Genomic DNA, 22,602 nt, shown 5'->3' on the forward strand with positions numbered 1-22,602 from the left:
CGTGGCGGCGCGGCGGTGGTCCACGCGCACGCTGTTGCGCGGTTTATGGTTGCCGGTGACGTTGCTGGTGGCGTGGCAAGGCGCGGCCCTGCTGGGCTGGCTAAATCCGCAGGTATTGCCATCGCCGTGGCAGGTGTTGCAACGCTGGTGGGTGTATGCGTTGCCGCCCGATCCGTACGACCCCAGCCAGTCGCGGCTGACGTGGTTGCTGTCGGGCGAGTTGGTGCACGATGCCTGGGGCAGTCTGGGCCGCGTGCTGGCGGGCTTTGCCATCGGCGCGGTGCTGGCTTTGCCGCTGGGTTTGCTGATGGGCGCCAGCCAGCGCGTGTACGAGTGGTTTAATCCACTGCTGCAAGTGCTGCGGCCGATTCCGCCGATTGCCTGGATTCCGCTGTCCATCCTCTGGTTTGGCCTCGGCAATCCGCCCGCGATTTTCCTGATCGCATTGGGCGCGTTTTTCCCGGTGTTGATGAATACGATTGCGGGTGTGCGCAATGTCGACAGCATCTATATCCGCGCCGCGCTCAACCTGGGCGCCAATCAACGCGTGCTGTTTACCCAGGTGATGTTGCCCGCCGCGATGCCGTATATCCTGGCGGGCGCGCGTATCGGCATGGGCACGGCGTTTATTGTGGTGATCGTGTCCGAGATGATCGCGGTGAATAACGGCCTCGGTTTTCGCATTCTGGAAGCGCGCGAGTATTTCTGGTCCGACAAAATCATCGCCGGCATGCTCAGCATCGGTTTGCTCGGCCTGGCCATCGATATGGTGATGGCCGCGCTCAACAATCATCTGCTGCGGTGGCATCGTGGCCAGGAGAACGACGCATGAGCGCCGCCCAGATCGACATCGCCGGTGTGCACAAGGTGTTTGGCCAAGGCGCGCAGCAAGTGGTGGCACTGCAAGGTATAGATCTCAGCATCGCGCCGGGCCAGTTTGTCTGTCTGCTGGGGCCGTCGGGCTGCGGCAAATCAACGCTGCTTAATGCCGTGGCCGGGTTTGCGCCGCCCACGTCCGGCCGCATCAGCGTGGCGGGCCAGCCGGTGCAAGGCGCGGGGCCGGATCGCGGCATGGTGTTTCAGGAATACGCTTTGTTTCCGTGGATGACGGTGGAGGACAACATCGGCTTTGGCCTCAAGATTCGCCATACGCCCGTCGCCGAGCGCACCGCCACGGTCGAGCGCTTGCTGCAGACGCTGGGCCTGAGCGAATTCCGCCTGCGCTATCCCAAGGATCTGTCCGGCGGCATGCGCCAGCGCGTGGCCATCGCGCGCATTCTGGCGCTGGATTCACCCATCCTGTTGATGGACGAACCGTTTGGCGCGCTGGATGCGTTAACGCGGCGCAGCCTGCAAGACGAGTTGCTGCAAATCCAGGCGCAATGGCAAAAGACGGTGCTGTTTGTCACGCACAGCATCGATGAGGCGATTTATCTGGCTGATCGCGTGGTGGTGCTGACTTATCGCCCCGGCACTATCAAGCTGGATCTGCCCATCGCTTTGCCACGCCCGCGCGATAGCAGCTCGGCCGGTTTTAACGAACTGAAACGCGAGCTGGGCGCGGTGGTGATGCAGGAACAGCAGCGCCATCAGCAAGCCGAACAACGCGGCCTGGCCATCGATTGATGGTGGCGGCCCGTTAATAGCCGCGCGGGTTTGCGGCCAGATACGCCAGTTCTTCTGGCGTGCTGCTGCGGCCGAAGAGCGCGTTGCGATGCGGAAAGCGGCCAAAGCGCGTGACCACATCGCAATGCGTAACGGCCGAGGTATAGAAGTTTTCCAGCCCGGCTACATCGCGATAGGGCGTAAACAATTCCAGCGCCTGACGTTGCAGGGCGACGTCTTCGGCATGTTCCAGCGGCAGATATAAAAAGGCGCGTTGCAACAGCGGCAATTGCTGATCCCATCCTTGGGCAATGGCATGCAGCGCCCACTGCAAGGCGCTGGCGTCATGCGCATAGGTGGCGGCGCTGCCGCGTTGCAGATTGCGGCTGAACTGGTCCAGCACCAATATCAACGCCAGCGTGCCGCGTGCATCCACGGCCCAGCCATCCAGCTTGCCTTTGCCCGCCGCCTGCCATGTGGTCAGAAAATGACGGCGTACCGCGGCGTCGAAGGCGTCATCGGCGGTCCACCAGCGTGCTTTGTTCTGGCCGTAATCGGGGTCATCGGGACAGCCGAACCAGAAGGTCAGCACCGCCTCGGGCGTGGCGTAGAGGCTCTTTGCCTGCAAGCGCCCGGACTTGACCTTGCCTTCGGGGCTAACACGGCGGATCAGAGGGGCGTCGGCCATAGTGATTTCTCCATCAAACAGGCCCGGATTGTAGCTCACGCGGCACGGCCTGACCGGGCGGCTTGACCGGCTGACGGCCCGCCGCCAAACTACCTGGCCCCGCCGGGCGGCCAATATTTTTATCCGAGATCTCCCATGAGCACGCAAGCCGTTACATCGCAAGACATTATCCTGACCGGTGACCGCACCACCGGCCCGCTGCACCTTGGCCATTACGTCGGTTCTTTGCAAAACCGCATCAAGCTGCAAGACGTGTGCCGCCAGTATTTGCTGCTGGCCGACGCGCAAGCGCTGACCGACAACATGGGCAATTACGTCAAAGTGCGCGATAACGTGCTGCAAGTGGCGCTCGATTATCTGGCGGCGGGCATAGATCCGGCCAAATCCACCATCTTTATCCAGAGCCTGGTGCCGGAACTGCCCGAGCTGTTTTCGTACTACCTGAACCTGGTGACCGTGTCGCGCCTGGAGCGCAACCCCACCATCAAGGACGAAATCAAACTGCGCGGCTTTGAGCGCGATATTCCGTCCGGCTTTATGACGTATCCGGTGGCGCAAGCGGCCGACATCAGCGCCTTCAAGGCCACCGTGGTGCCGGTGGGCGCCGATCAGATTCCGATGATCGAGCAAACCAATGAAGTGGTGCGCAAGTTCAACGCCAGCGTTAACCAGGAGATTCTGGTGGAATGCCGCGCGCTGGTGCCGGAAAACGGCGCGCGTCTGCCCGGCATCGACGGCAAGGCCAAGATGTCCAAATCGCTAGGCAACTCGCTGACGCTGGGCGCTTCGGCCGAGGACATCACCAAGGCCGTCAAGATGATGTACACCGACCCCAACCACCTGCGCGTGGCTGACCCGGGCCAGGTGGAAGGCAATGTGGTGTTTACCTATCTGGATATCTTTGACCCGGATACCGCCGCCGTTGAAGAACTGAAAGCGCATTACCGTCGCGGTGGCCTCGGCGATATGGTGATCAAACGCCGCCTGGAAGAAATCCTGCAAACGTTGCTGGCCCCGATCCGCGCGCGCCGCGAACAACTGGCGGCGGATCCGGAGCATGTGATGGGCATATTGCGTGCCGGTACGGATAAGGCGCGCGAGCAAACCGCCGCAACATTGGATGCGGTAAAACGCGCCATGGGCATCGTCTACTTTTAAGCCGCCCGATGCCGGCTGCGCGCCGCACCCGGCATGGCAAAACCACACAAGCCACTGACCTGTACAATCCCGCTGGTAAAAGCGAGGACAACGATGTCAGTAAAGCAAGTCGATGTAGTGGTGGTGGGCGCCGGGGCGGCCGGGATGATGGCGGCGGCCACGGCGGGCCAGCGTGGCCGCAGCGTGGTGCTGTTGGACCATGCGGCCAAACTGGCCGAGAAAATCCGCATCTCGGGCGGCGGCCGCTGCAATTTCACCAATCTGGATGCGCGGCCGGAATGTTATTTGTCCGAGAACCCGCACTATGTGAAATCGGCGCTGGCGCGCTATACCCAGCACGACTTTATCAAGCTGGTGGAACGCTACGGCCTGGGTTATCACGAGAAAACCCTCGGCCAGCTGTTTTGCGATGACGGTTCGCAAGCCATCATCGATATGCTCAAAGCCGAGGTCGACGCCGGTGGCGCCATCTGGCGCATGGAAACCGCAATTGAAGCGGTGACGGCGCTGGAGGGCGGTGGCTTTGTGGTGCAGACCGGCAAAGAAACCTGGCAATGCCAGTCGCTGATCGTTGCCAGCGGCGGCTTGTCCATTCCACAAATCGGCGCTACGGCTTGGGGTTACGAGCTGGCCAAACAATTTGGCTTGGGCATCGTGCCGACCACCGCCGCGCTGGTGCCGTTGACGTTTCAGCCGCAGGATTTGTGGACCGAACTGGCGGGCGTCGCCATCGACCCGGCCGAAGTACGTAGCGGCAAAGGCAAATTCCGCGAGGCCATTCTGTTTACCCATCGCGGCGTATCCGGCCCGGCCATCCTGCAAATCTCGTCGTACTGGCAAGCGGGCCAGCCGATCAGCATCAATCTGCTGCCTGACGTCGATCTGCAAGAACACTTCGCCAACGCCAGCCGCGAAGCGCATCTGGTCACCGTGCTGGCCGAAGTGCTGCCGCGCAGCTTTGCCACCGTGCTGGTCAACAGCCTGGGCCCGAATGCACCGCTAAAGCAATACACCCCCAAACAACTGAGCGCGCTGATCGAACGCATTCAGCACTGGCAAATCATTCCATCTGGCACCGTGGGCTACAAAAAAGCTGAAGTGACGCGCGGCGGCGTGGATACACGCCAGCTCGATTCCAAAACCATGATGGCGAAAGCGGTGCCGGGGCTGTTTTTTATCGGCGAAGTGGTGGATGTGACCGGTTGGCTGGGCGGCTATAACTTTCAGTGGGCGTGGTCGTCGGGCTTTGCGGCGGGCAGTTTTGCTTGAGTTGCTTCAAGGTTTTGTACTGACTGCAATGCCGCACTTTCTTGCGGCATTTTTTTGCTACCTCGATGAAGACGAGAGAACAGTTGATAAAACCAGGTTTTCCGGGGTAGCCAAACCAGCGATCTTGTTGAAAAAAATTTGTTTTTTATCAAAAACATATCCCGGTTTTTTGTTTATGATAACTTTTTTTATCTAACGGCTTATCCATGGCGCAATGGCATTTTTACGGAAGGGGCGAGCCATTGGCAGAGCTACGTCGCATCCTGGATGCGGGCAGATGGTTTTTTTGCCGCATCGAAGGACGCCGACGTATCGGTAAGACCTCGCTTCTATCCCAGCTCGCCAAAGAGGATCCGGCCCTCGCCGACCGTCTGCTTTACATGCAGGTGCCAGATTCAGACGAACGAGATGTCGCCACTACCTTTCAACGGGCGCTAAACGACTGTGATCGCCCCGAGGTGCAACAACTTGCAAGGGAGGTCGTTGATTTCCCTTCGATGGCTCGCACTATTGGCCAATTGTGCCGTCTTGGTATGGTCGTGGTGATTGACGAATTTCAGTATTTCACTCGGGCCGCATTGAAGAGCTTCAACTCCTTTTTGCAAGCAGAAGTCGACAAATTACGTGATTCCGGAATTCATCAAGGCGGGCTGTTTGTCCTCGGCTCGTTGCACGCCGATATGAACCAGCTGCTGGAAGATAAAGGCGCGCCGCTCTACGGCAGGTTGACTCAGCGTATCAAGCTTGAGCATTGGGATTTCGCAGATCTGATGGATGTCTTTCGCAATCAAAACCTGCAACTGCCATCGCAGTGGCTCACGTTATGGACTTTCTTTGAGGGCGTGCCGAAGTTCTATCACGATGCTTTTGAGCAAGACCTCTTTCTGGCAAGCCCGGAGACGTTTGCGGACGAATTACTGACCAGAATGTTCTTGCGCAGCTCAAGCCCGCTATCCGAAGAAGCGGACACCTGGTTTTTACGCGAACTGCGCGGTCGCTCGGTTTCGTTGCTGACCTTCCTCGCGGAACATCCGGGTTGCAACAATGGTGAATTGCTCGCCGGAGTGGGGCCGCCGGAAGAGAAAACGCAAATTGGTGGCTATCTTGCGAAACTGGTATCGAGTTACGAAATGATATCGCGATTGAATCCCGTGTTTTCGGATGGCAAAAGCAGGAACGCGCGTTACTACATCGCCGATAACTTCCTTCAAGCCTGGCTGGCGGTGGCAAAGCCGGCTCGAGAAGCTGCACGGATGAAGCCAATAGAAAAAGCGTTAGAACAAGCAAGGCCGCGCCAACGTATCCTGGAAGGTTTTGCATTTGAGCGACTTGTGCGCAGGTTGCATCAAGAGTGTTCTCGCAAAGGCAAAGGCGATTTTGAGCTATCGAGCGTGCAATTGGGTTACTGGAATCGACCTAAAGACGCAAGCCGCAACATCGAAATTGATCTGGTTGCATTGGATGAACCCAATAAGCGGGTCAGGTTCGGGTCTTGCAAGCGCGCCGCGTCAGCGCATACAAATGAGTCGCTTGCAGAGTTCCAACGCCATGTAGAGGCATTTCTGGCTGCGCGTGATCATCAGCATATGCAGACATGGAGCAAGGAGTTGGCGGTCTTCTCTCCAGTTTTCTCAATGAGGGAGCGTGCTGACCTGAATGCGAGAGGCTATACAGTGAAGGACCTGACCGATTTTTCTGCCTTGTTCTAACGGTCGGCGAGTTTGCCTGATGCGCTGATCCGCTGCGTTTGGCAATAAAAAAACGGTGGCCTCGAGCCACCGTTTTTTTTATCCAGCTCCGCCGAGCGCTTACTTCAGGCCCAGCACGTCCTGCATATCAAACAAGCCGCTGCTTTGCTGCATCAAGAAGCGTGCCGCACGCAGCGAGCCGCTGGCGTAGATCATGCGGCTGGAGGCTTTGTGCGTGACTTCCACACGTTCGCCCATGCCGGCAAACACCACGGTGTGATCGCCCACCACGTCGCCGCCGCGCAGCGTGGCAAAGCCAATGCTGGACGGGTCGCGCTCGCCGGTGATGCCTTCGCGGTCGTACACGGCCACGTCTTTCAGATCGCGGCCCAGTGCGCCGGCCACCACTTCGCCCATGCGCAAGGCTGTGCCCGATGGCGCGTCCACTTTCATGCGATGGTGCATTTCGACGATTTCGATGTCATAGCCGGTGGCCAGCACTTTGGCCGCCACATCCAGCAACTTGAACACCAGGTTAACGCCCACGCTCATGTTCTGCGCGTAGACGATGCCGATGTCTTTGGCGGCGTCGGCGATGGCAGCTTTGCCGGCGTCATCAAAGCCGGTGGCGCCGACAATGACGCGCGTGCCGCTAGCGCAACATACCGCCAGATGTTTGAGCACGCCATCGGGCTTGGTAAAGTCGATCAGCACATCGGCGTTGGCCAGCTGCTTGATGTCGTCGCTGATCAACACGCCCGAGGTTTTGCCAAGAAAGGCGGTGGCGTCCTGGCCTATGGCTGGATTGCCGGGGCGGGCCAGCGCCACGGCCAGCACACAGTCGTCGCTCTGGCTGACGGCTTCGATCAACATGCGACCCATGCGCCCGGTGGCGCCGGTAATGGCTATTTTCACAGACATGAGCAGTTTCCGTTAAAACGCCACGGGCAGAGCCGTGGCGTGGGGTGTTGCGAGGGCCAGAGCGGCCCGGATTATTTCTTCGGGGCGCTGGCGCTGTCCGAGGCGACCTGGGCAATCGGGTTGCTCGACACCGCGGCGTTGGCGGCCACCGGGTCTTCCAGCGCGATCGGGGCGCTGGCCGTGTCGCCCAGCTTGATCAGGCGCGAGGCGGGCAGGGTGTCGCCCGCCCAGCTCTTGAGCTTGTCGCCATCAAATTCGAGCGTGAACTTGCGTTCCAGATGCATGGTGCCGCCCTTGGCTTCGCTGTAGATGTAATCCCAGCGATTGCCGTGGAAGGCATCGGTCAGCAGCGGCGTGCCCAGCACGTAGCGCACTTGCTGGCGCGTCATGCCTTGTTTGAGTTGGGCCACCTGATCAGCGGTGATTTCGTTGCCCTGGGGAATCTGCAACTTGTACGGAGTGAGCGCGTTGCCGACGCTACAACCCGCCAGCAGCGCCGCAGCGCAGATTGCAATAAAGGAATGTTTGGTTTGCATGCGTCAGGTGATTCACGTCGAGGAAAAAGTGAGGGCGGTATTGGCCGCCCGGAAAACGCTATATCATAACCCGATCTTGCCGCCCGGAGCAGATGCGGCAGCAAGTTGCGGAATGTATCTTCCGCCCGCACTTGATACCTCCGGATCGCCTTGATCTTACTTTGACCAACAGACGGGATTAGCCATGAGTTCTGCCGCTGAACTGAAGGGCATGGGGCTGAAAGCCACCGGCCCCCGCCTGCGCATACTGAATCTTTTTGAGACCAGCGCCCAACGCCACCTGACGGCGGAAGACGTGTATCGCATTTTGTTAACCGAGAATATCGACATCGGCCTGGCCACCGTTTATCGCGTGCTCACGCAGTTTGAGCAAGCCGGTATTCTGGTCCGCCATCATTTTGAAAGCGGCAAAGCCGTGTTCGAGATGAACCAGGGCGGCCACCATGACCACCTGGTCTGCATGAAATGCGGCAAGGTCGAAGAGTTTTTCGACCCCGAAATCGAGCAGCGCCAGGACGCCATTGCCGCGCGCCACGGCTTTGAAATCCAGGATCACGAGATGTATCTGTATGGTCTGTGCGCCGATTGCAAAATCATAAAAAAAGCTTGATCCCGGCGCGCCATGATCGCCTGGCTCGATGACACACCGCGTTTTCCACCGCTCAGCCATGCCACGCGTGAACCGAATGGCTTGCTGGCGGCGGGCGGTGATTTGTCGCGTGAGCGTTTACTGGCGGCCTATCACCTCGGGATTTTTCCGTGGACCATGCCCGGGGAGCCGCTGTTGTGGTGGAGCCCCGATCCGCGCATGGTGCTACGCCCGGCTGACCTGCATGTGCCCACCTCGCTGGGCAAAGTCATCCGTAACCGGCCCTATCGGGTGGCGTTTGATACTGACTTTGCCGGCGTGATGCGCGGTTGTGCGGCGCCCCGGCGCGACACCGACCAGACCTGGATCAGCGACGAGATGATCGCCGCGTACACCGATCTGCACGCCGCAGGCTATGCCCACAGCGCCGAATGCTATATCGATGGTCAGCTCGCAGGCGGGCTGTACGGGGTGGCCATCGGCAATATGTTCTATGGTGAATCCATGTTCGCCATTCGACCGGATGCGTCCAAAATCGCGTTTGTGCATCTGGTCCGCTATTTGCAGCAACAGGGATTCGGCCTGATCGATTGCCAGATGCATACCGCGCATCTGGCCCGCTTTGGCGCAGCAGAAGTGCCCAGAGCCACGTTCACGGCCGATTTGAGCCAGCTGGTCAGGCAAACCCGCAAGCCGGGCCGCTGGCACTATAACGATGAGAACCCGGGAGCCCCATGAATCCCCGCGGACACACGCTCCAGTTGCAGTTTTATGCCACCACGTCTTATCCCTGCAGCTATCTGCCCGAGCGCATGGCGCGCTCGCAGGTGGCTGTGCCGTCAGAACTGATTGATGCTCGCACCTATAGCCAGTTGGTGTTGCACGGGTTTCGCCGCAGCGGTCAGTTTGTTTATCGCCCGCATTGTGATCACTGTCAGGCCTGCGTGCCGGTACGGATTCCGGTCGCCGAATTCGAGCCTAATCGTACGCAACGGCGCACGCAAAAACACCATGCCAATCTGAAGACGCGTTTGCTGGGGCTGGAGTATTCCGAAGCCCATTTCCAGCTTTATCAGCGTTACCAGTTGGTGCGCCATGCGGGCGGCGGCATGGATCAGGACAATCGCGAGCAATACGAGAATTTCATACTCAAAAGCAACGTCGCCAGCTTTCTGGCCGAATTCCGCGAAGAAGGCCAGGTGCGCATGGTCAGCCTGATTGATCAGCTGGATGATGGCTTGTCCTCGGTCTACACCTTCTACGACCCGGATATCGTCGGCGCCAGCTTTGGCGTGTTCAACATCCTGTGGCAGATCGGCCTGGCCAAACAGCTGGGGCTGCCTTATCTCTACCTCGGTTACTGGATCGAGGAATGCCGCAAGATGGCCTACAAAACGCGCTACCACCCGATCGAAGGCCTGGTTAATGGCGAGTGGCAGCCGCTGAAACTACAGACGGAATAACGCTGCTTAACCACGGCGCACAGGGTGTGGCGTGCCACCATTCTGCGCAGTGGCAACGGCATGCGGCCTGGGCTGGTGGCGCTTGCGCACCCTTAAGGCAGCACCACGGTCAGACTGGCACCGGCGGGCACGGCCACGCTTTCGCTCCAGGAATTGCCCAGATTGCGGCGCAGCGTGGGAAACATGCCATGCCCCACCAGCCACGAGGGTTCGCTGCTGGGCAACGCGGCATCGCGGTCGCTGGTGTAATTGCTGCCCGGCAGCGACGGCAGGGTAAAGGTGTTGCCCGCCACCGTTTCTACGCGTTGCGGATAGCCATAGCCATTGGGCGGCGTGGCGCCGAACAGCGCCACCGAGGCATGCCAGTGGCGCAGCGCGCTGGCCAGTGTGGTGGGCGTGCCGGGGACCGCTGCAGCCGCATCCCGTATCGTGTTGTCGAGCAAGGTCAGACTGTCGCTGCTGGAAAAATTCTGCAGCAGATGCTGATAGAAATTGACCACGCCGTATTGCCGGATCAGATAACCCATCAAGGCGCCGCCCGTGCTGTAGCTAAAGCAGGTGGCATCGACATCATCGTTAAACACATCAAAGCTGCAGTTGTAGCCCCCCGCGTTCAGCCAGTTGGCAAAGCGCAGATCGCGCACCGCGTTGTAGGCCGGATTGATCTGCGTATCGACGATGTCCTCCATGCCCATGGCTGCCATTTCATCCAGCCAGTTCACATAATCGTAGCCAGGGTCTTTCAGCACATTGCGCTGATAGAAGTTGATCATGTGGGTGAATTCATGCGCCAGCGTACTTAACTCGTAATCAAGACCGGTGGTGACATAGCGTGAAGCGTCGCGCGCTTTGTATATGGTTTCCGAATCCAGATAGAACGACAGCGATTCGTTGCTGTAGCTGGAGGCGCTGTTCAGATAATTGTTGCGCTCATAAAAATAGCCGACGGTGCCAAATGCCGCGTTATCGGGCGTGATGTTGATAATGACGATATCAATCGGCTGCAGTGTGCCGCTCTGGTCGGCGCTGATCAGCATATTGGCCTTGCCTCCCGGAACACTGCCCCAAGGCAGGCCCGCCAGACTGGTGACCATCGAATAGATCGACGTTGCCGGGTTCGCCGGATTGCTGGTGCCATTGGCAAAGGCATTGCCTAGCGCAGCTACGTCACTGGCGAGGATTTTGTCTGGGGCGTACTCGCTGTTCTCCACCCAGATATTCACGACGCGCCCATCGGCCGTGGTCCAGGTTTGCTGCAGCGTGGTGGCATGCAGCGCGTTGTCGGCGTCGTACCAACTGCGGCTGGCACCCACGGCATAAGTCACGTGCTGGCGCGGTTTGAGCGCCGCTTTTTGTTGCGCGGCGGTGACCGTGGGCGGCACAAAATGGCGGATGCTGGCTGGAATCTGATTCACTGGCGGCAGTTTGGTCGCCGCGGCGCGTCGCTGCCGTGCGCTGGCAAGCTGCGCAGTCTGGATTGGAATGTTGTACAGGCTTAGATAATCAGTGCCGGTGTTGCTCACCACCAGCGTGCCGCTGCGGCCCGCGGTGTTGGCGATATTGATGTCGACCAGTACGGCGGCGCTGCCGGTGTTGTCATAACTCCACGTGCCGCTCAGGCCCGTGGCGGCAGTCTGGGCATCGACCGCGCCGCAATTGCTGCCGCTGCAATCGACATTCAGGCTGACATGGGCCGATGGCGGCGCAGTGGGCAAGGGGGTGGGCGTGACACCAGGGGTGGGCGTCGGCGTGGCTGCGGGCGTCGGGGAGGGCACCACATTGCTACCGCCGCCGCCACCGCAGGCGCTTAATGCCAGCACCATGCCCAGCGTGATCCAACCCGGTAGTGCGTGCTTGCCTGCCGCCATTGCTGTGTCCTTAGCGCCCTGTGTCAGAGTTGCCCGCCTCTTTTGCGTGTAAGGGGGCGGGTCGCTTTGAATCCTATATCAGAAATGTCTCAATGGCCTGGCAGGGGGCTGTTTCGCCGACAAAACGGTACGCGTCGGGTGAAGTGCGCTACAACGGCCGCCGCCGCATGCATAAAAAAAGGGTGAGCATGGCTCACCCCTTCACGTTTGCGCGCAAGCGCTGACTTAGCCTTGCAAGCCGTTATGCCGCAACAATGCATCGTTGCTGGGCGCGCGTCCGCGGAACGCAATAAACGAATCCAGCGCCGGACGGCTACCGCCGCGCGCGAGGATTTCCTTGCGGAAGCGTGCGCCGGTTTCAGCATTCAACACGCCGGTTTCTTCAAACGCGGCATAGGCATCGGCCGATAACACTTCGGCCCACTTGTAGCTGTAATAACCAGCCGAGTAGCCACCAGCAAAGATATGGCTAAAGCTGTTGGGAAAGCGGTGATATTCCGGCACACGCGGCGCATCAAATTCTTCCAGCAACTGGAAGTAGCGCTGCAGCGCTTGCGGGCCGGTGGTGTCGACGTGCAATTCCATATCAAAAATCGAGAACACGACCTGGCGGATCATTTGCGAACCCGACATAAAGTTCTTGGCCGCCAGCATCTTGTCGAACAATTCGCGCGGCAACGGTTCGCCGGTATCAACGTGGCGCGTCAACTGCGGCAGCAACTGCCATTCCCAGCAGAAGTTTTCCATAAACTGGCTGGGCAGCTCGACCGCATCCCACTCCACGCCATTGATGCCGGATACATCGCGCTCGTTCACTTCGGTCAGCAAATGATGCAGCGCGTGGCCGGTTTCATGGAACAGCGTGATGACATCATCGTGCGGCAGCAGCGCGGGCTTGCCGTCCACGCCTTCGGCAAAGTTACATACGATGAGCGCCACCGGCGTCTGGATGCCGCCATCGGGCAAGGCATGGCGGCTACGCACTTCATTCATCCACGCGCCGCCTTGCTTGCCTTCGCGCGCATACATATCCATATACAGGCCACCGACCAGGCTGCCGTCTTTGTTACGCAACTCGTAATAGCGCACGTCTTTGTGCCACACCGGTGCTTCGGCCGGTACAAACTGCAAGCCGTACAGCGTTTCCACCAGGTGGAACAAGCCGGAAATCACCGTCGGCTCGGTAAAGTACTGTTTTACTTCTTGCTCGGAGAACGCATAGCGCTGCTCGCGCAGCTTTTCTGCGGCAAAGGCCTGATCCCACGGCTGCATATCGTCAATGCCGAGCGTGTCTTTGGCATATGCCGACAATTCGGCGCGATCCGCCTGCATATACGGCCGCGCGCGCTGGCCCAGGTCACGCAAGAACGCCAGTACTTCAGCCGGCGAGGTGGCCATCTTGGTTTCCAGCGATTCGGCGGCGTAGCTCTCAAAGCCCAACAGCGCGGCGGCTTGCTGGCGCAGATTGTGGATTTCGTCGATCAGCGGGGTGTTGTTCCACTCGGTTTTGCCAAACTCGGCGGCGCGGGTGGCGTAGGCGTGATAAATCTTTTCACGCAGGGCCCGGTTGTTGGCGTATTGCATCACCGGAAAATAGCTCGGCATTTTCAGCGTCAGCTTGTAGCCCGGCTTGCCATCGGCTTCGGCAGCGGCGCGCGCGGCGGCCAGGTTATCGGCGGGCACGCCATCCAGCTCGGCCGCGTCATCGATATACAGCGCAAATTCGTCCGTGGCATCGAGCACGTTTTGCGAAAAGCGCGTGGTCAGATCGGACAGTTTTTCTGCAATTTCTTTGTATTGCGCTTTCTGCGCCGGGGCCAGTTCGGCGCCAGACAGGCGGAAGCCGCGAATCGCATGCGACAACACCATTTTGCGTTCGTCGCTGTAAGCGGCAAATTCGGCGCTCTCGGCCAGTGCCTTGTAATGCGCATACAAGGCTTCGTTCTGGCCCAGATCGGTAAAGAAGTTGGACATGCGCGGGATATTGCTGTTGTAGGCTTCGCGCAGTTCCGGCGTGTTGACCACGCTTTCCAGATGCGCCACGGTGCCCCAGGCGCGGCCCAGTTGTTCCAGCGCTTCTTCGGCCGGCAACACAAAGGTATCCCAGGTCGGATTGGTCAGCGTTTCGGCGGCCTTGATTGCGGCATCGGCGCGGGCCAGCAACTCGTCCAGCGCGGGCGTTACATGTTCGGGGCGGATTTCGGCATAACGCGGCAGGCCCGAGAAATCGAGCAACGGGTTGGCTTGGGTCATAGGTGCTCTCGGTTAGAATTGGGCGTGCAGCCCGGTCGGGCTGGATCATCGGTTTAAATACATGACCGCGCAAGCGGCGATTTTCAAGCGAGCAAAACATGGCGATCGAAGCATTTGAATCTGTCTGGCCGCAACTGGCGCAAGGCGCGTGGGTGCATGCCAGCGCGCAGGTGATCGGCGAGGTGACGCTGGGCGCCAACAGCTCGGTGTGGCCAGGCGCGGTCATCCGCGGCGATGTCAATTTCATCCGCATAGGCGCGGACAGCAATATTCAGGATTGCAGCGTGCTGCATACCACGCATCGGCGGCCCGATGATCCGGACGGCGCGCCCTTGGTGATTGGCGATCGGGTGACGGTGGGGCATGGGGTGATGTTGCATGGCTGCACGATCGGCAATGAGTGTCTGATCGGCATGGGCAGCATTGTGCTGGACCGCGTGGTGATCGAAGACCGCGTGATGTTGGGGGCGGGGTCGTTGGTGCCGCCGGGCAAGGTGTTGCGGTCGGGGTATTTATATATGGGGCGGCCGGCGAAGGAAGTGCGGCCGTTGACGGAGGGGGAGCTGGCGCATTTTGCTTATTCGGCGGGGCATTATGTGCGGTTGATGGGGAAGTATTTGGCGGGATAGGGCGGGGGTTGGGGGGCGAGGGGGTTTTACCGCTTGAGCCTGCGGCGCATGTTTTGATACCCGGGGGTGCCCGGGAGCACGTCACTTTTCTTTGCTTCGCCAAAGAAAAGTAACCAAAAGAAAGGCGACCCTCCGCGCGGTAAAGCTGCGCAGAAGGGATAAGGTCAAAAGCCGAAACTAACCGTCTGCATAACCGGGTTTTGTAGCTGCCGCTCCGCGAACGCGAGGCTCAGTCGGAGCCGCTGCGCGTCGCCTACCTTCGCCCGCTCAGGAAATGGTTGGGGTTTTGCACGCGGGGTTGCCTCGTTGCTGCGCAACATCGGGTGGGCGTGGATGCTGAGCCGTGACAGTGAACGGCTGCAGCGCAAGCTGATCGCGTCACTTCTGCGCAAACCACTGCTCATACGGTGGGTCTAGACCCACCATCCAAAGCCATCCCCAAGAATGATTCGCTGGATGTTTTTACTCGCCAGCTGATCGCGTCACTTTTGGCAAACCACTGCTCATACGGTGGGTCTAGACCCACCATCCAAAGCCAATCCCAAGAATGATTCGCTGGATGTTTTTACTCGCCAGCTGATTGCGTCGCTTTTGGCAAACCACTGCTCATACGGTGGGTCTAGACCCACCATCCAAAGCCATTCCCAAGAATGATGCGCCGGATGTTTTTAACTTTCCCACCTTGAGCGCCCGTGTGCGGCGCGGAAGCCTGCGCCTATAGCACTCGACGTATCAATCGCGTATCCCAACGCATGCATTCGTATATCAATACTTTCTGATAAATAACACCATCCTGACTTCGTAATAAAACGGTCACTGTCCACGCGGCAGAATCGCGTCGTTTTACCGCACGCCTTCGCCCCAAAACCTTCGCCTGGACTCTGCCATGAAGCTCAAAACCATCGCTTTCACCTTATTGGCCGCTACGGCTGCCGCTGTTGTTGCCCCCGCGCAAGCCAGTATCGAGTTGCTGGCCACCGCCAGCATTGCGGGCAACAGCAGCGACCTTTCCGGTCTGACCAATACGCTGGAGAACGGCGCGCCCAATAATCTGCTGGGTGGTTTTGGTTCGGGCATCGCCTATGCCGGCAATGGCACGTTTGTGGCGACGCCGGATCGGGGCCCGAATGCGGTTTCTTATAATTCGGCGCTGGATGACACCACCAGCTATATCGACCGCTTCCAGACCTTCAAGCTCACCCTCAGCCCCAGCAGCAGCGGCAATCTGCCGTTTACGCTGACGCCCACGCTCACCAAAACCACCTTGTTGAGCAGCAGCACGCCGCTGGTTTATGGCAGCGGTGCGGGCTTGGGTGTGGGGAGCGGGGCGCCGTCGCAAAATACGCCTGGCATCAATTACTTTACCGGTCGCTCAGATGGCTTTGACCCGACTCAACTGTCGGGCAGCCCGAACAATGCGCGGCTGGATCCGGAAAGCATTCGCGTTTCCAATGACGGTAAGTCGGTGTTTATCTCGGATGAGTACGGCCCGTATGTTTATCAATTTGATAAAGCCAGCGGCCAGCGCATCAAAACCTACACGCTGCCGGCCTACTACGACGTGGCCCATCTCAGCCCGGTGGGCAATACCGAAATTAGCGGCAACACTACCGGCCGGGTGGCCAACAAGGGCATGGAGGGCCTCGCCATTACGCCCGATGGCAAGACGCTGGTGGGCGTAATGCAAAGCCCGCTGATCCAGGATGGCGGCACCAAAGGCACCCAGACCCGCATCGTCACCATCGACGTGGCTACCGGCGCGACGCATGAGTACGTCTACACGCTGGCCAACAAGAAAAACACCATCAGCGACATCATCGCCATCAACGACCATGAGTTTCTGGTGGATGAGCGCGATGGCAACGGCGGCACCGATGCCGCCACCAAAAAGCTGGTGCGCGTGGATATCACGGGCGCAACCGATGTCAGCGGCGACGTAACACTGCCAAGCAGCCTGACCCCGGTCAGCCAGTCGCTGTTCCTCGATCTGCTGGACCCCAAATACGGTTTGGCCGGCAGCAGCTTTCCGGCCAAGATTGAAGGGCTGGCCTTTGGCGATGACGTCACCCTCAACGGCCAAACGCTGCACACGCTGGTGGTCACCAACGACAATGATTTTCTGACTGACGCCAACAGCAATTTCTACGTCTTCGGCTTTACCAACGCCGACCTGCCCGGCTATGTGGCGCAGCAACTGGCCGCCGTGCCAGAACCGGAAACCTATGCCTTGATGGGCCTGGGGCTGGTCGGTCTGGTGGCCGCGCGCAAACGCAAAGCGCGGCAATAAGCAAGGCCAGATGGCGAACACGGCGCGGCACGGTCCGCGCCGTTTTTTATTGGGGTGGTTTTAAAACCGCACCACCTGGCGCCGATGCACCCAGCCATCCGCGCCCAGAATGGCGTCCGGCTCATGCAGATAATTCATGGTGTCGCGCCAGAAACGGCGGCTCCGTGTGGGTGCGTCGCCGCGCGCCATTGCGGGGGCGGAGGGGGCCAGGGCTTGCGCGTGGGCTGGGGTGAACAGGGCATAGCTGCCAAGCGGAAGGCCTATCATGCGCGTGCCTCCTGTTGCTGGCGTTGCGCTAGCGTGCGCACCGGCATGCTGCTCAGCAACTGCTGGATGGCCTGGGCAGTGCCCGCTGCCTGCAGCGCATGGCGGAAATGCCGGTCGTGCAGGGCCGACACCAGATCGGCCAGTACTTGCAGATGCAGCTGCACCGTTCTGGCTGGCATCAGCAGCACAAAAAAGTCCCGTACCGCTTTGCCATCCGGCGCATCGCAATCGAGCGCTTGCGCGCTGCGCACAAACAGCAGGTACGGCGCATTCAGCCCGGCAACGCGCGCATGCGGTATCGCTACGCCACGGCCCAGGCTGGTGGGGCCGATGCGTTCGCGATCCTGCAACTGCTGCAGCAATACGCTGGCACGCACGCCGGTGGCGGGCCCGGCCAGTTCGGCGCAAAACGCCAGCAGCGCGTTGCGGTCATTGAAGGGGGCATCCAGCACGATGTGCTGCAGCGGACACAGATCAGCCAGGGTGGCCATACGCGTTTCTCCTTGCGTAACGAGATGCGCCCAGCCTGGACAAGCGCGCATAAAAAAGCCGTAAAAACTGCGTGTGCCCGGCATTTTTATATTTCATTTACAGCGCGCCACCCAGCCTTTACCCGATGTTTATGTGGCCACGCCTACAGTCCAGCGTGTTCTCCGACCCGGCATCTCGACCGGGCGGAGGGTTCTGGAGAATAAGCACATGGACGCTGTATATCTGGGGTTGATCGCCGTGTTCTGCGCGGCGGTCTGGGGGGTGATGGCGTTGTGCCATTACCTGGAGGCACGCCAATGAACTGGCTCTATTTGCTGGCCGCGGCCTTGTTCGTTTTGCTGTTGGCGTATCTGGTGTACGCGCTGTTTAACGCGGAGGACGTGGCATGAACTCGTCCATCGTGTTTCAGACTGGTCTGTACTTATTGCTATTGGCCGCGCTGGCGTGGCCGCTAAGCCGCTATCTGGCCAGCTTGCTGGACGGCAGCCTGGCCGCGCGCCATGGCTGGATTGGTCGCATTGATCGCGCGGTGTGCCGCGTGCTGGGCAGTGATGCGGACGAAGACATGAGCTGGTGGCGTTACGCCATGGCGCTGTTGTTGTTCCATGTGGTCGGCACCTTCTTTGTCTATGCACTGCAGCGGCTGCAAGGCGTGCTGCCGCTCAACCCGCAGCAACTGGGCGCCATCTCGCCCGATTCCTCGTTCAATACCGCGATTTCGTTTCTGACCAATACCAACTGGCAGGGCTATGCCGGTGAATCGACCATGAGCAATCTGACGCAGATGCTGGCGTTGGCGGTGCAGAACTTTGTTTCGGCCGCGACCGGGATTGCCGTGGTGTGCGCGCTGATTCGTGGTTTTGTACGGCGCAAAGCCAGTGGCGTGGGCAATGCCTGGCTGGATCTGCATCGCGCCACCACGTGGTTGCTGCTGCCGCTGTCGATTGTGCTGGCGCTGGCGCTGGTCAGCCAGGGCGTAATCCAGAACTTCAAGCCCAACCAGACCGCGCAATTGACCGAGGCCGTGGTGTATCAGCAGCCCAAAACCGGCGCGGATGGCCAGCCGCTGAAAGATGCCAAAGGCAACCCGGTGCTGGAGACCGTTAAAGCCAGCACGCAAACCTTGCCGATGGGCCCGGTGGCGTCGCAAGAAGCCATCAAGATGCTGGGCACCAATGGCGGCGGCTTCTTTAACGCTAACTCGGCGCACCCGTATGAGAACCCGACGCCGCTGGCCAATTTTCTGCAAATGCTGGCGATTTTTCTGATTCCGGCCGCGCTGGTGTTCATGTTCGGGCGCTGGGTGGGCGATTGGCGTCAGGGCGCAACGATAATCGCGGCGATGACCTTGTTGTTTGTCGCCATGGTTGGCGTCGAATACTGGGCCGAAAGCCATGCCAATCCGCTGTTGGTGCATCTGGGCATGGATGGCCACGCCGGCAATCTGGAAGGCAAGGAAACGCGCTTTGGTCTGGCTGCCTCTGCCTTGTTTACCGTGATTACCACGGCGGCCTCGTGCGGCGCGGTCAACACCATGCATGACTCGCTGATGCCGTTGGGTGGGCTGGTGCCGATGTGGCTGATGAAGCTGGGTGAAGTGGTGTTTGGCGGCGTGGGCGCGGGCCTTTACGGCATGCTGATCTACGCGATTCTGGCGGTGTTTCTGTCGGGTTTGATGATAGGCCGCACACCGGAATACCTCGGCAAAAAAATCGACGCCTTCGAAATGAAAATGGTGGCCTTTGCCATCCTGGCCACGCCGATGCTGGTGCTGGGCGGCACGGCATTAAGCGTGATGCTGGACGTGGGCAAAGCTGGCATGGCCAACCCGGGCGCGCATGGGTTTTCTGAGGTGTTGTATGCGTTTACCTCGGCCGCCAATAACAACGGCTCCGCCTTTGCCGGTTTGAGCGCCAACACGCCGTATTACAACCTGATGCTGGCGATTGCGATGTGGGTGGGGCGCTTTACCGTCATCGTGCCGGTGCTGGCGATTGCCGGCCGCCTGGCCAGCAAACCGCGTCTGGCCGTCACCGCCGGCACCTTGCCCACGCACGGTCCGCTGTTTACTGCCTTGCTGATTGGCACCGTGGTGATCGTGGGCGCGCTGACGTATATCCCGGCGCTGGCGCTGGGCCCGATTGTTGAACACTTGCAGTTGTTTGGGGAGGTGGCGCGATGAGTCACTCTAAAAATCTGGCGTTATTTGATCGCACGCTGGCCGTGCCCGCCTTGGTGGACGCATTACGCAAACTGTCACCCACCGCACAGTGGCGTAATCCGGTGATGTTTGTGGTGTGGGTGGGCAGTGTGCTGACCACGGTGCTGGGCGTGCAGGCCAGCCTGGGCCATGGCGAAGCGCCAGCTGGGCTGATCTGGAGTATCAGCGCGTGGCTGTGGTTTACCGTGTTGTTTGCCAACTTTGCCGAGGCGCTGGCCGAAGGGCGCGGCAAGGCGCAAGCCGCCGCATTGCGCGCCACGCGCAAGAATGTGGTGGCCAAAAAACTGGCTAGCCCCAGCCGTAGCGCCAAAGTGCAGGTGCTGGATTCGGCCTCGCTGCGCAAGGACGATCTGGTGCTGGTGGAAGCGGGCGATATCGTGCCCGCCGATGGCGAAGTGCTGGATGGCGTGGCCTCGGTAGATGAATCGGCCATTACCGGCGAATCGGCCCCCGTAATCCGCGAATCGGGTGGTGATTTTTCGGCGCTGACTGGTGGCACGCGCGTGCTGTCGGATTGGCTGGTGGTGCGCGTGACGGCCAATCCGGGCGAAGCGTTTCTCGACCGCATGATTGCGATGGTGGAAAACGCCAAGCGCAAAAAAACGCCGAACGAAGTGGCGCTGACCATTTTGCTGGTGGCGCTGACGCTGACGTTTCTGGTGGTGTGCGCCTCGCTGTTGCCGTTCTCGATCTACAGCGTGGCCGCCGCTGGGGCCGGTGCGCCGGTCAGCATCACCGTATTGGTGGCGCTGCTGGTGTGTCTGATTCCAACCACGATCGGCGGCTTGTTGTCGGCGATTGGTGTGGCGGGTATGAGCCGCATGATGCAGGCGAATGTGATCGCCACTTCGGGCCGCGCGGTGGAAGCGGCCGGCGACGTCGATGTGCTGCTGCTGGACAAGACCGGCACCATCACGCTGGGCAACCGCCAGGCCGCCGCGTTTATCCCGGCCCCCGGTATCAGCGAGCAGCAACTGGCTGATGCCGCGCAACTGGCATCGCTGGCCGACGAAACGCCGGAAGGCCGTTCGATTGTGGTACTGGCCAAGCAATTGTTCGATTTGCGCAGCCGTCCTTTGCATGACGCCGTGTTTATCCCGTTTACCGCGCAAACCCGCATGTCGGGTGTGGATATTGGCGGTGTAGCCGCAGCAATGGCGGAAGAGGGCGATGTGGCGGTCGATACCAAAGCCGCCACGCGCCAGATTCGCAAAGGCGCCGCCAGCGCCATCAAGCAATACGTGCTGGCGCAAGGCGGGGTGTTTTCGGATGCGGTTACGCAAAGCGTGGACGACGCCGCGCGCCGTGGCAGCACGCCGCTGGTGGTGGCCGAAGGCGCGCGCGTGCTGGGCGTGGTGGAGTTGAAAGACATCGTCAAAGGCGGCATCAAAACCCGCTTTGCCGAGCTGCGCCAGATGGGCATCAAAACCATCATGATCACCGGCGATAACCGCCTGACCGCAGCCGCGATTGCGGCCGAAGCGGGCGTGGATGACTTTCTGGCCGAAGCGCGGCCGGAAGACAAGCTGGCGCTGATCCGCGAGCACCAGCACGCGGGCCGGCTGGTGGCCATGACCGGTGACGGCACCAACGACGCGCCCGCGCTGGCGCAAGCCGATGTGGCGGTAGCAATGAACTCGGGCACGCAGGCGGCCAAAGAGGCCGGCAATATGGTCGATCTGGACAGCAATCCAACCAAGCTGATCGAGATTGTCGAAATCGGCAAACAGATGCTGATGACGCGCGGCGCGCTCACCACCTTTAGCGTGGCCAATGATGTGGCCAAGTATTTCGCCATTATCCCGGCCGCGTTTGCGGTGACGTATCCGCAGCTGAAAGCGTTGGACGTGATGCATTTAACCAGCCCGGCCACGGCGATTCTGTCGGCGGTGATCTTTAATGCGCTGATCATCATGGCCTTGATTCCGCTGGCGCTAAAAGGCGTGCGGTATCGTGCGCTGGGCGCGGCCACGCTGCTGCGGCGCAATCTGCTGGTATACGGCGTGGGCGGCATTCTGGTGCCGTTTGTGGGCATCAAACTGATCGATATGGCGCTGGGCGCCACCGGCTGGCTACAGGGGATCTGAATATGAGCACGTTAAAAATGGTACGTCCGGCAGTCACCTTGTTTGCCTTGCTGACGCTGCTGACCGGGGTGGCGTATCCGCTGGTAGTGGCGGGTGTGGCGCAAGCGCTGATGCCCGCCCAGGCCAACGGCAGTCTGATAGAACGCAATGGCCAGGTGGTGGGGTCCAGCCTGATCGGCCAGCATTTTGAAGGCGCGGCGTTGTTCTGGAGCCGACCCTCCGCCACCGGGCCCATGCCCGACAATGGCCTGGCCTCATCGGGTAGCAATCTGGGCCCGCTTAACCCGGCCTTGCAGGATGCGGTGAAAGCCCGCATTGCTGCGCTCAAGGCCATCCAGCCGGGGCAGTATGGCGCGGTACCGGCGGACCTGGTGACCGCGTCGGCCAGCGGGCTGGACCCGCATATTTCACCGGCTGCGGCCTTGTATCAGGTCCACCGCGTGGCGCAGGCGCGCGGCCTGCCAGAGGAGGAGGTCATCGCACGGGTTAGACGGCATACTGACACCCCGTTGCTGTTTGGCGAGCCGGTGGTGAATGTGCTCGAACTCAATCTCGACCTGGCTGCATCCTGATCTGACAAG

Annotated in this window: 20 protein-coding genes and 2 pseudogenes; 15 read left to right on the forward strand and 7 right to left on the reverse strand. The window is 60.1% G+C overall.

Features of this window, described 5'->3' with window-relative positions; translation table 11 throughout:
• The first annotated feature begins 1 nt into the window (after position 1).
• Entirely contained in the window at positions 2 to 832 is an 831-nt protein-coding gene (locus ACYQ1A_RS10290) for an ABC transporter permease (protein ID WP_499361950.1), read from the forward strand.
• Positions 829 to 1,626, forward strand: coding sequence for an ABC transporter ATP-binding protein (locus tag ACYQ1A_RS10295; RefSeq protein ID WP_499361951.1), 798 nt, complete (start codon positions 829 to 831; stop codon positions 1,624 to 1,626). The genes ACYQ1A_RS10290 and ACYQ1A_RS10295 overlap by 4 nt, the downstream gene beginning before the upstream one ends.
• A gap of 13 nt (positions 1,627 to 1,639) precedes the next feature.
• On the opposite strand, the gene ACYQ1A_RS10300 is transcribed toward ACYQ1A_RS10295, so the two are convergent.
• On the reverse strand, positions 1,640 to 2,293 hold the full coding sequence (locus tag ACYQ1A_RS10300; RefSeq protein ID WP_499361952.1) for a DUF924 family protein: 654 nt from the start codon (positions 2,291 to 2,293) through the stop codon (positions 1,640 to 1,642).
• A gap of 135 nt (positions 2,294 to 2,428) precedes the next feature.
• Here ACYQ1A_RS10300 and trpS point away from each other — a divergent pair, with 135 nt between their 5' ends.
• The 3 genes from trpS (at position 2,429) to ACYQ1A_RS10315 (ending at position 6,429) form a co-directional block, all read left to right on the forward strand.
• Complete coding sequence (gene trpS, locus ACYQ1A_RS10305) at positions 2,429 to 3,451, forward strand: tryptophan--tRNA ligase (protein WP_499361953.1); 1,023 nt, start codon at positions 2,429 to 2,431, stop codon at positions 3,449 to 3,451.
• Positions 3,452 to 3,544: 93 nt separating this feature from the next.
• A complete protein-coding gene (locus tag ACYQ1A_RS10310; RefSeq protein ID WP_499361954.1) occupies positions 3,545 to 4,720 on the forward strand; it encodes a BaiN/RdsA family NAD(P)/FAD-dependent oxidoreductase in 1,176 nt (391 codons plus the stop codon).
• A 206-nt stretch (positions 4,721 to 4,926) separates the two neighbouring features.
• Positions 4,927 to 6,429 carry an ATP-binding protein gene (locus ACYQ1A_RS10315; RefSeq protein ID WP_499361955.1) on the forward strand — a complete coding sequence of 501 codons (1,503 nt, stop codon included), beginning with the start codon at positions 4,927 to 4,929 and terminating at the stop codon, positions 6,427 to 6,429.
• Between the two features lie 99 nt (positions 6,430 to 6,528).
• Here ACYQ1A_RS10315 and dapB read toward each other — a convergent pair whose 3' ends face one another.
• Positions 6,529 to 7,329, reverse strand: a complete 801-nt coding sequence (gene dapB, locus ACYQ1A_RS10320) for a 4-hydroxy-tetrahydrodipicolinate reductase (RefSeq protein WP_062225313.1) — start codon at positions 7,327 to 7,329, stop codon at positions 6,529 to 6,531.
• A gap of 71 nt (positions 7,330 to 7,400) precedes the next feature.
• Complete coding sequence (locus ACYQ1A_RS10325) at positions 7,401 to 7,865, reverse strand: outer membrane protein assembly factor BamE (RefSeq protein WP_499361956.1); 465 nt, start codon at positions 7,863 to 7,865, stop codon at positions 7,401 to 7,403.
• Between the two features lie 184 nt (positions 7,866 to 8,049).
• On the opposite strand from ACYQ1A_RS10325, the gene fur reads away from it, so the two are divergent.
• Genes fur through ACYQ1A_RS10340 form a run of 3 tightly spaced genes read left to right on the forward strand, consistent with a single transcriptional unit; the run spans position 8,050 to position 9,917 of the window.
• Positions 8,050 to 8,475 carry a ferric iron uptake transcriptional regulator gene (gene fur / locus ACYQ1A_RS10330; protein WP_499361957.1) on the forward strand — a complete coding sequence of 142 codons (426 nt, stop codon included), beginning with the start codon at positions 8,050 to 8,052 and terminating at the stop codon, positions 8,473 to 8,475.
• A gap of 12 nt (positions 8,476 to 8,487) precedes the next feature.
• Positions 8,488 to 9,192 carry a leucyl/phenylalanyl-tRNA--protein transferase gene (gene aat, locus ACYQ1A_RS10335; protein ID WP_499361958.1) on the forward strand — a complete coding sequence of 235 codons (705 nt, stop codon included), beginning with the start codon at positions 8,488 to 8,490 and terminating at the stop codon, positions 9,190 to 9,192.
• Positions 9,189 to 9,917, forward strand: a complete 729-nt coding sequence (locus tag ACYQ1A_RS10340) for an arginyltransferase (protein ID WP_499361959.1) — start codon at positions 9,189 to 9,191, stop codon at positions 9,915 to 9,917. The genes aat and ACYQ1A_RS10340 overlap by 4 nt, the downstream gene beginning before the upstream one ends.
• Before the next feature lie 92 nt (positions 9,918 to 10,009).
• On the opposite strand, the gene ACYQ1A_RS10345 is transcribed toward ACYQ1A_RS10340, so the two are convergent.
• Together ACYQ1A_RS10345 and ACYQ1A_RS10350 are read right to left on the reverse strand one after the other, a co-directional pair.
• Positions 10,010 to 11,785 (reverse strand): M30 family zinc metallopeptidase, encoded by a 1,776-nt coding sequence (locus ACYQ1A_RS10345; protein WP_499361960.1) that lies wholly within the window; start codon positions 11,783 to 11,785, stop codon positions 10,010 to 10,012.
• 225 nt (positions 11,786 to 12,010) lie between these two features.
• Complete coding sequence (locus ACYQ1A_RS10350) at positions 12,011 to 14,038, reverse strand: M3 family metallopeptidase (protein ID WP_499361961.1); 2,028 nt, start codon at positions 14,036 to 14,038, stop codon at positions 12,011 to 12,013.
• A 98-nt stretch (positions 14,039 to 14,136) separates the two neighbouring features.
• Here ACYQ1A_RS10350 and ACYQ1A_RS10355 point away from each other — a divergent pair, with 98 nt between their 5' ends.
• The 3 genes and pseudogenes from ACYQ1A_RS10355 to ACYQ1A_RS10365 form a co-directional block, all read left to right on the forward strand.
• Positions 14,137 to 14,667 carry a gamma carbonic anhydrase family protein gene (locus ACYQ1A_RS10355; RefSeq protein ID WP_062225435.1) on the forward strand — a complete coding sequence of 177 codons (531 nt, stop codon included), beginning with the start codon at positions 14,137 to 14,139 and terminating at the stop codon, positions 14,665 to 14,667.
• 886 nt (positions 14,668 to 15,553) lie between these two features.
• Positions 15,554 to 16,774 (forward strand): annotated as a pseudogene (locus ACYQ1A_RS10360) (esterase-like activity of phytase family protein); the annotation flags it as partial.
• Between the two features lie 75 nt (positions 16,775 to 16,849).
• Positions 16,850 to 16,954: pseudogene (locus tag ACYQ1A_RS10365) on the forward strand (PEP-CTERM sorting domain-containing protein); the annotation flags it as partial.
• A gap of 60 nt (positions 16,955 to 17,014) precedes the next feature.
• Here ACYQ1A_RS10365 and ACYQ1A_RS10370 read toward each other — a convergent pair.
• Both ACYQ1A_RS10370 and ACYQ1A_RS10375 read right to left on the reverse strand, forming a co-directional pair.
• On the reverse strand, positions 17,015 to 17,221 hold the full coding sequence (locus ACYQ1A_RS10370) for a hypothetical protein (protein ID WP_499361962.1): 207 nt from the start codon (positions 17,219 to 17,221) through the stop codon (positions 17,015 to 17,017).
• Positions 17,218 to 17,712 (reverse strand): PTS sugar transporter subunit IIA, encoded by a 495-nt coding sequence (locus ACYQ1A_RS10375; protein WP_499361963.1) that lies wholly within the window; start codon positions 17,710 to 17,712, stop codon positions 17,218 to 17,220. The genes ACYQ1A_RS10370 and ACYQ1A_RS10375 overlap by 4 nt, the downstream gene beginning before the upstream one ends.
• Before the next feature lie 297 nt (positions 17,713 to 18,009).
• Here ACYQ1A_RS10375 and ACYQ1A_RS10380 point away from each other — a divergent pair, with 297 nt between their 5' ends.
• Genes ACYQ1A_RS10380 through kdpC form a run of 4 tightly spaced genes read left to right on the forward strand, consistent with a single transcriptional unit; the run spans position 18,010 to position 22,593 of the window.
• Positions 18,010 to 18,102 carry a potassium-transporting ATPase subunit F gene (locus tag ACYQ1A_RS10380; RefSeq protein WP_083458869.1) on the forward strand — a complete coding sequence of 31 codons (93 nt, stop codon included), beginning with the start codon at positions 18,010 to 18,012 and terminating at the stop codon, positions 18,100 to 18,102.
• On the forward strand, positions 18,099 to 19,895 hold the full coding sequence (kdpA, locus tag ACYQ1A_RS10385) for a potassium-transporting ATPase subunit KdpA (RefSeq protein WP_499361964.1): 1,797 nt from the start codon (positions 18,099 to 18,101) through the stop codon (positions 19,893 to 19,895). Before ACYQ1A_RS10380 ends, kdpA begins: the two co-directional genes overlap by 4 nt.
• Positions 19,892 to 22,021, forward strand: coding sequence for a potassium-transporting ATPase subunit KdpB (kdpB, locus tag ACYQ1A_RS10390; protein ID WP_499361965.1), 2,130 nt, complete (start codon positions 19,892 to 19,894; stop codon positions 22,019 to 22,021). The genes kdpA and kdpB overlap by 4 nt, the downstream gene beginning before the upstream one ends.
• Positions 22,022 to 22,023: 2 nt before the next feature.
• Positions 22,024 to 22,593 carry a potassium-transporting ATPase subunit KdpC gene (gene kdpC / locus ACYQ1A_RS10395; protein ID WP_499361966.1) on the forward strand — a complete coding sequence of 190 codons (570 nt, stop codon included), beginning with the start codon at positions 22,024 to 22,026 and terminating at the stop codon, positions 22,591 to 22,593.
• The last annotated feature ends 9 nt before the right edge of the window (positions 22,594 to 22,602 follow it).

The organism is Silvimonas sp. JCM 19000, from assembly GCF_054652575.1.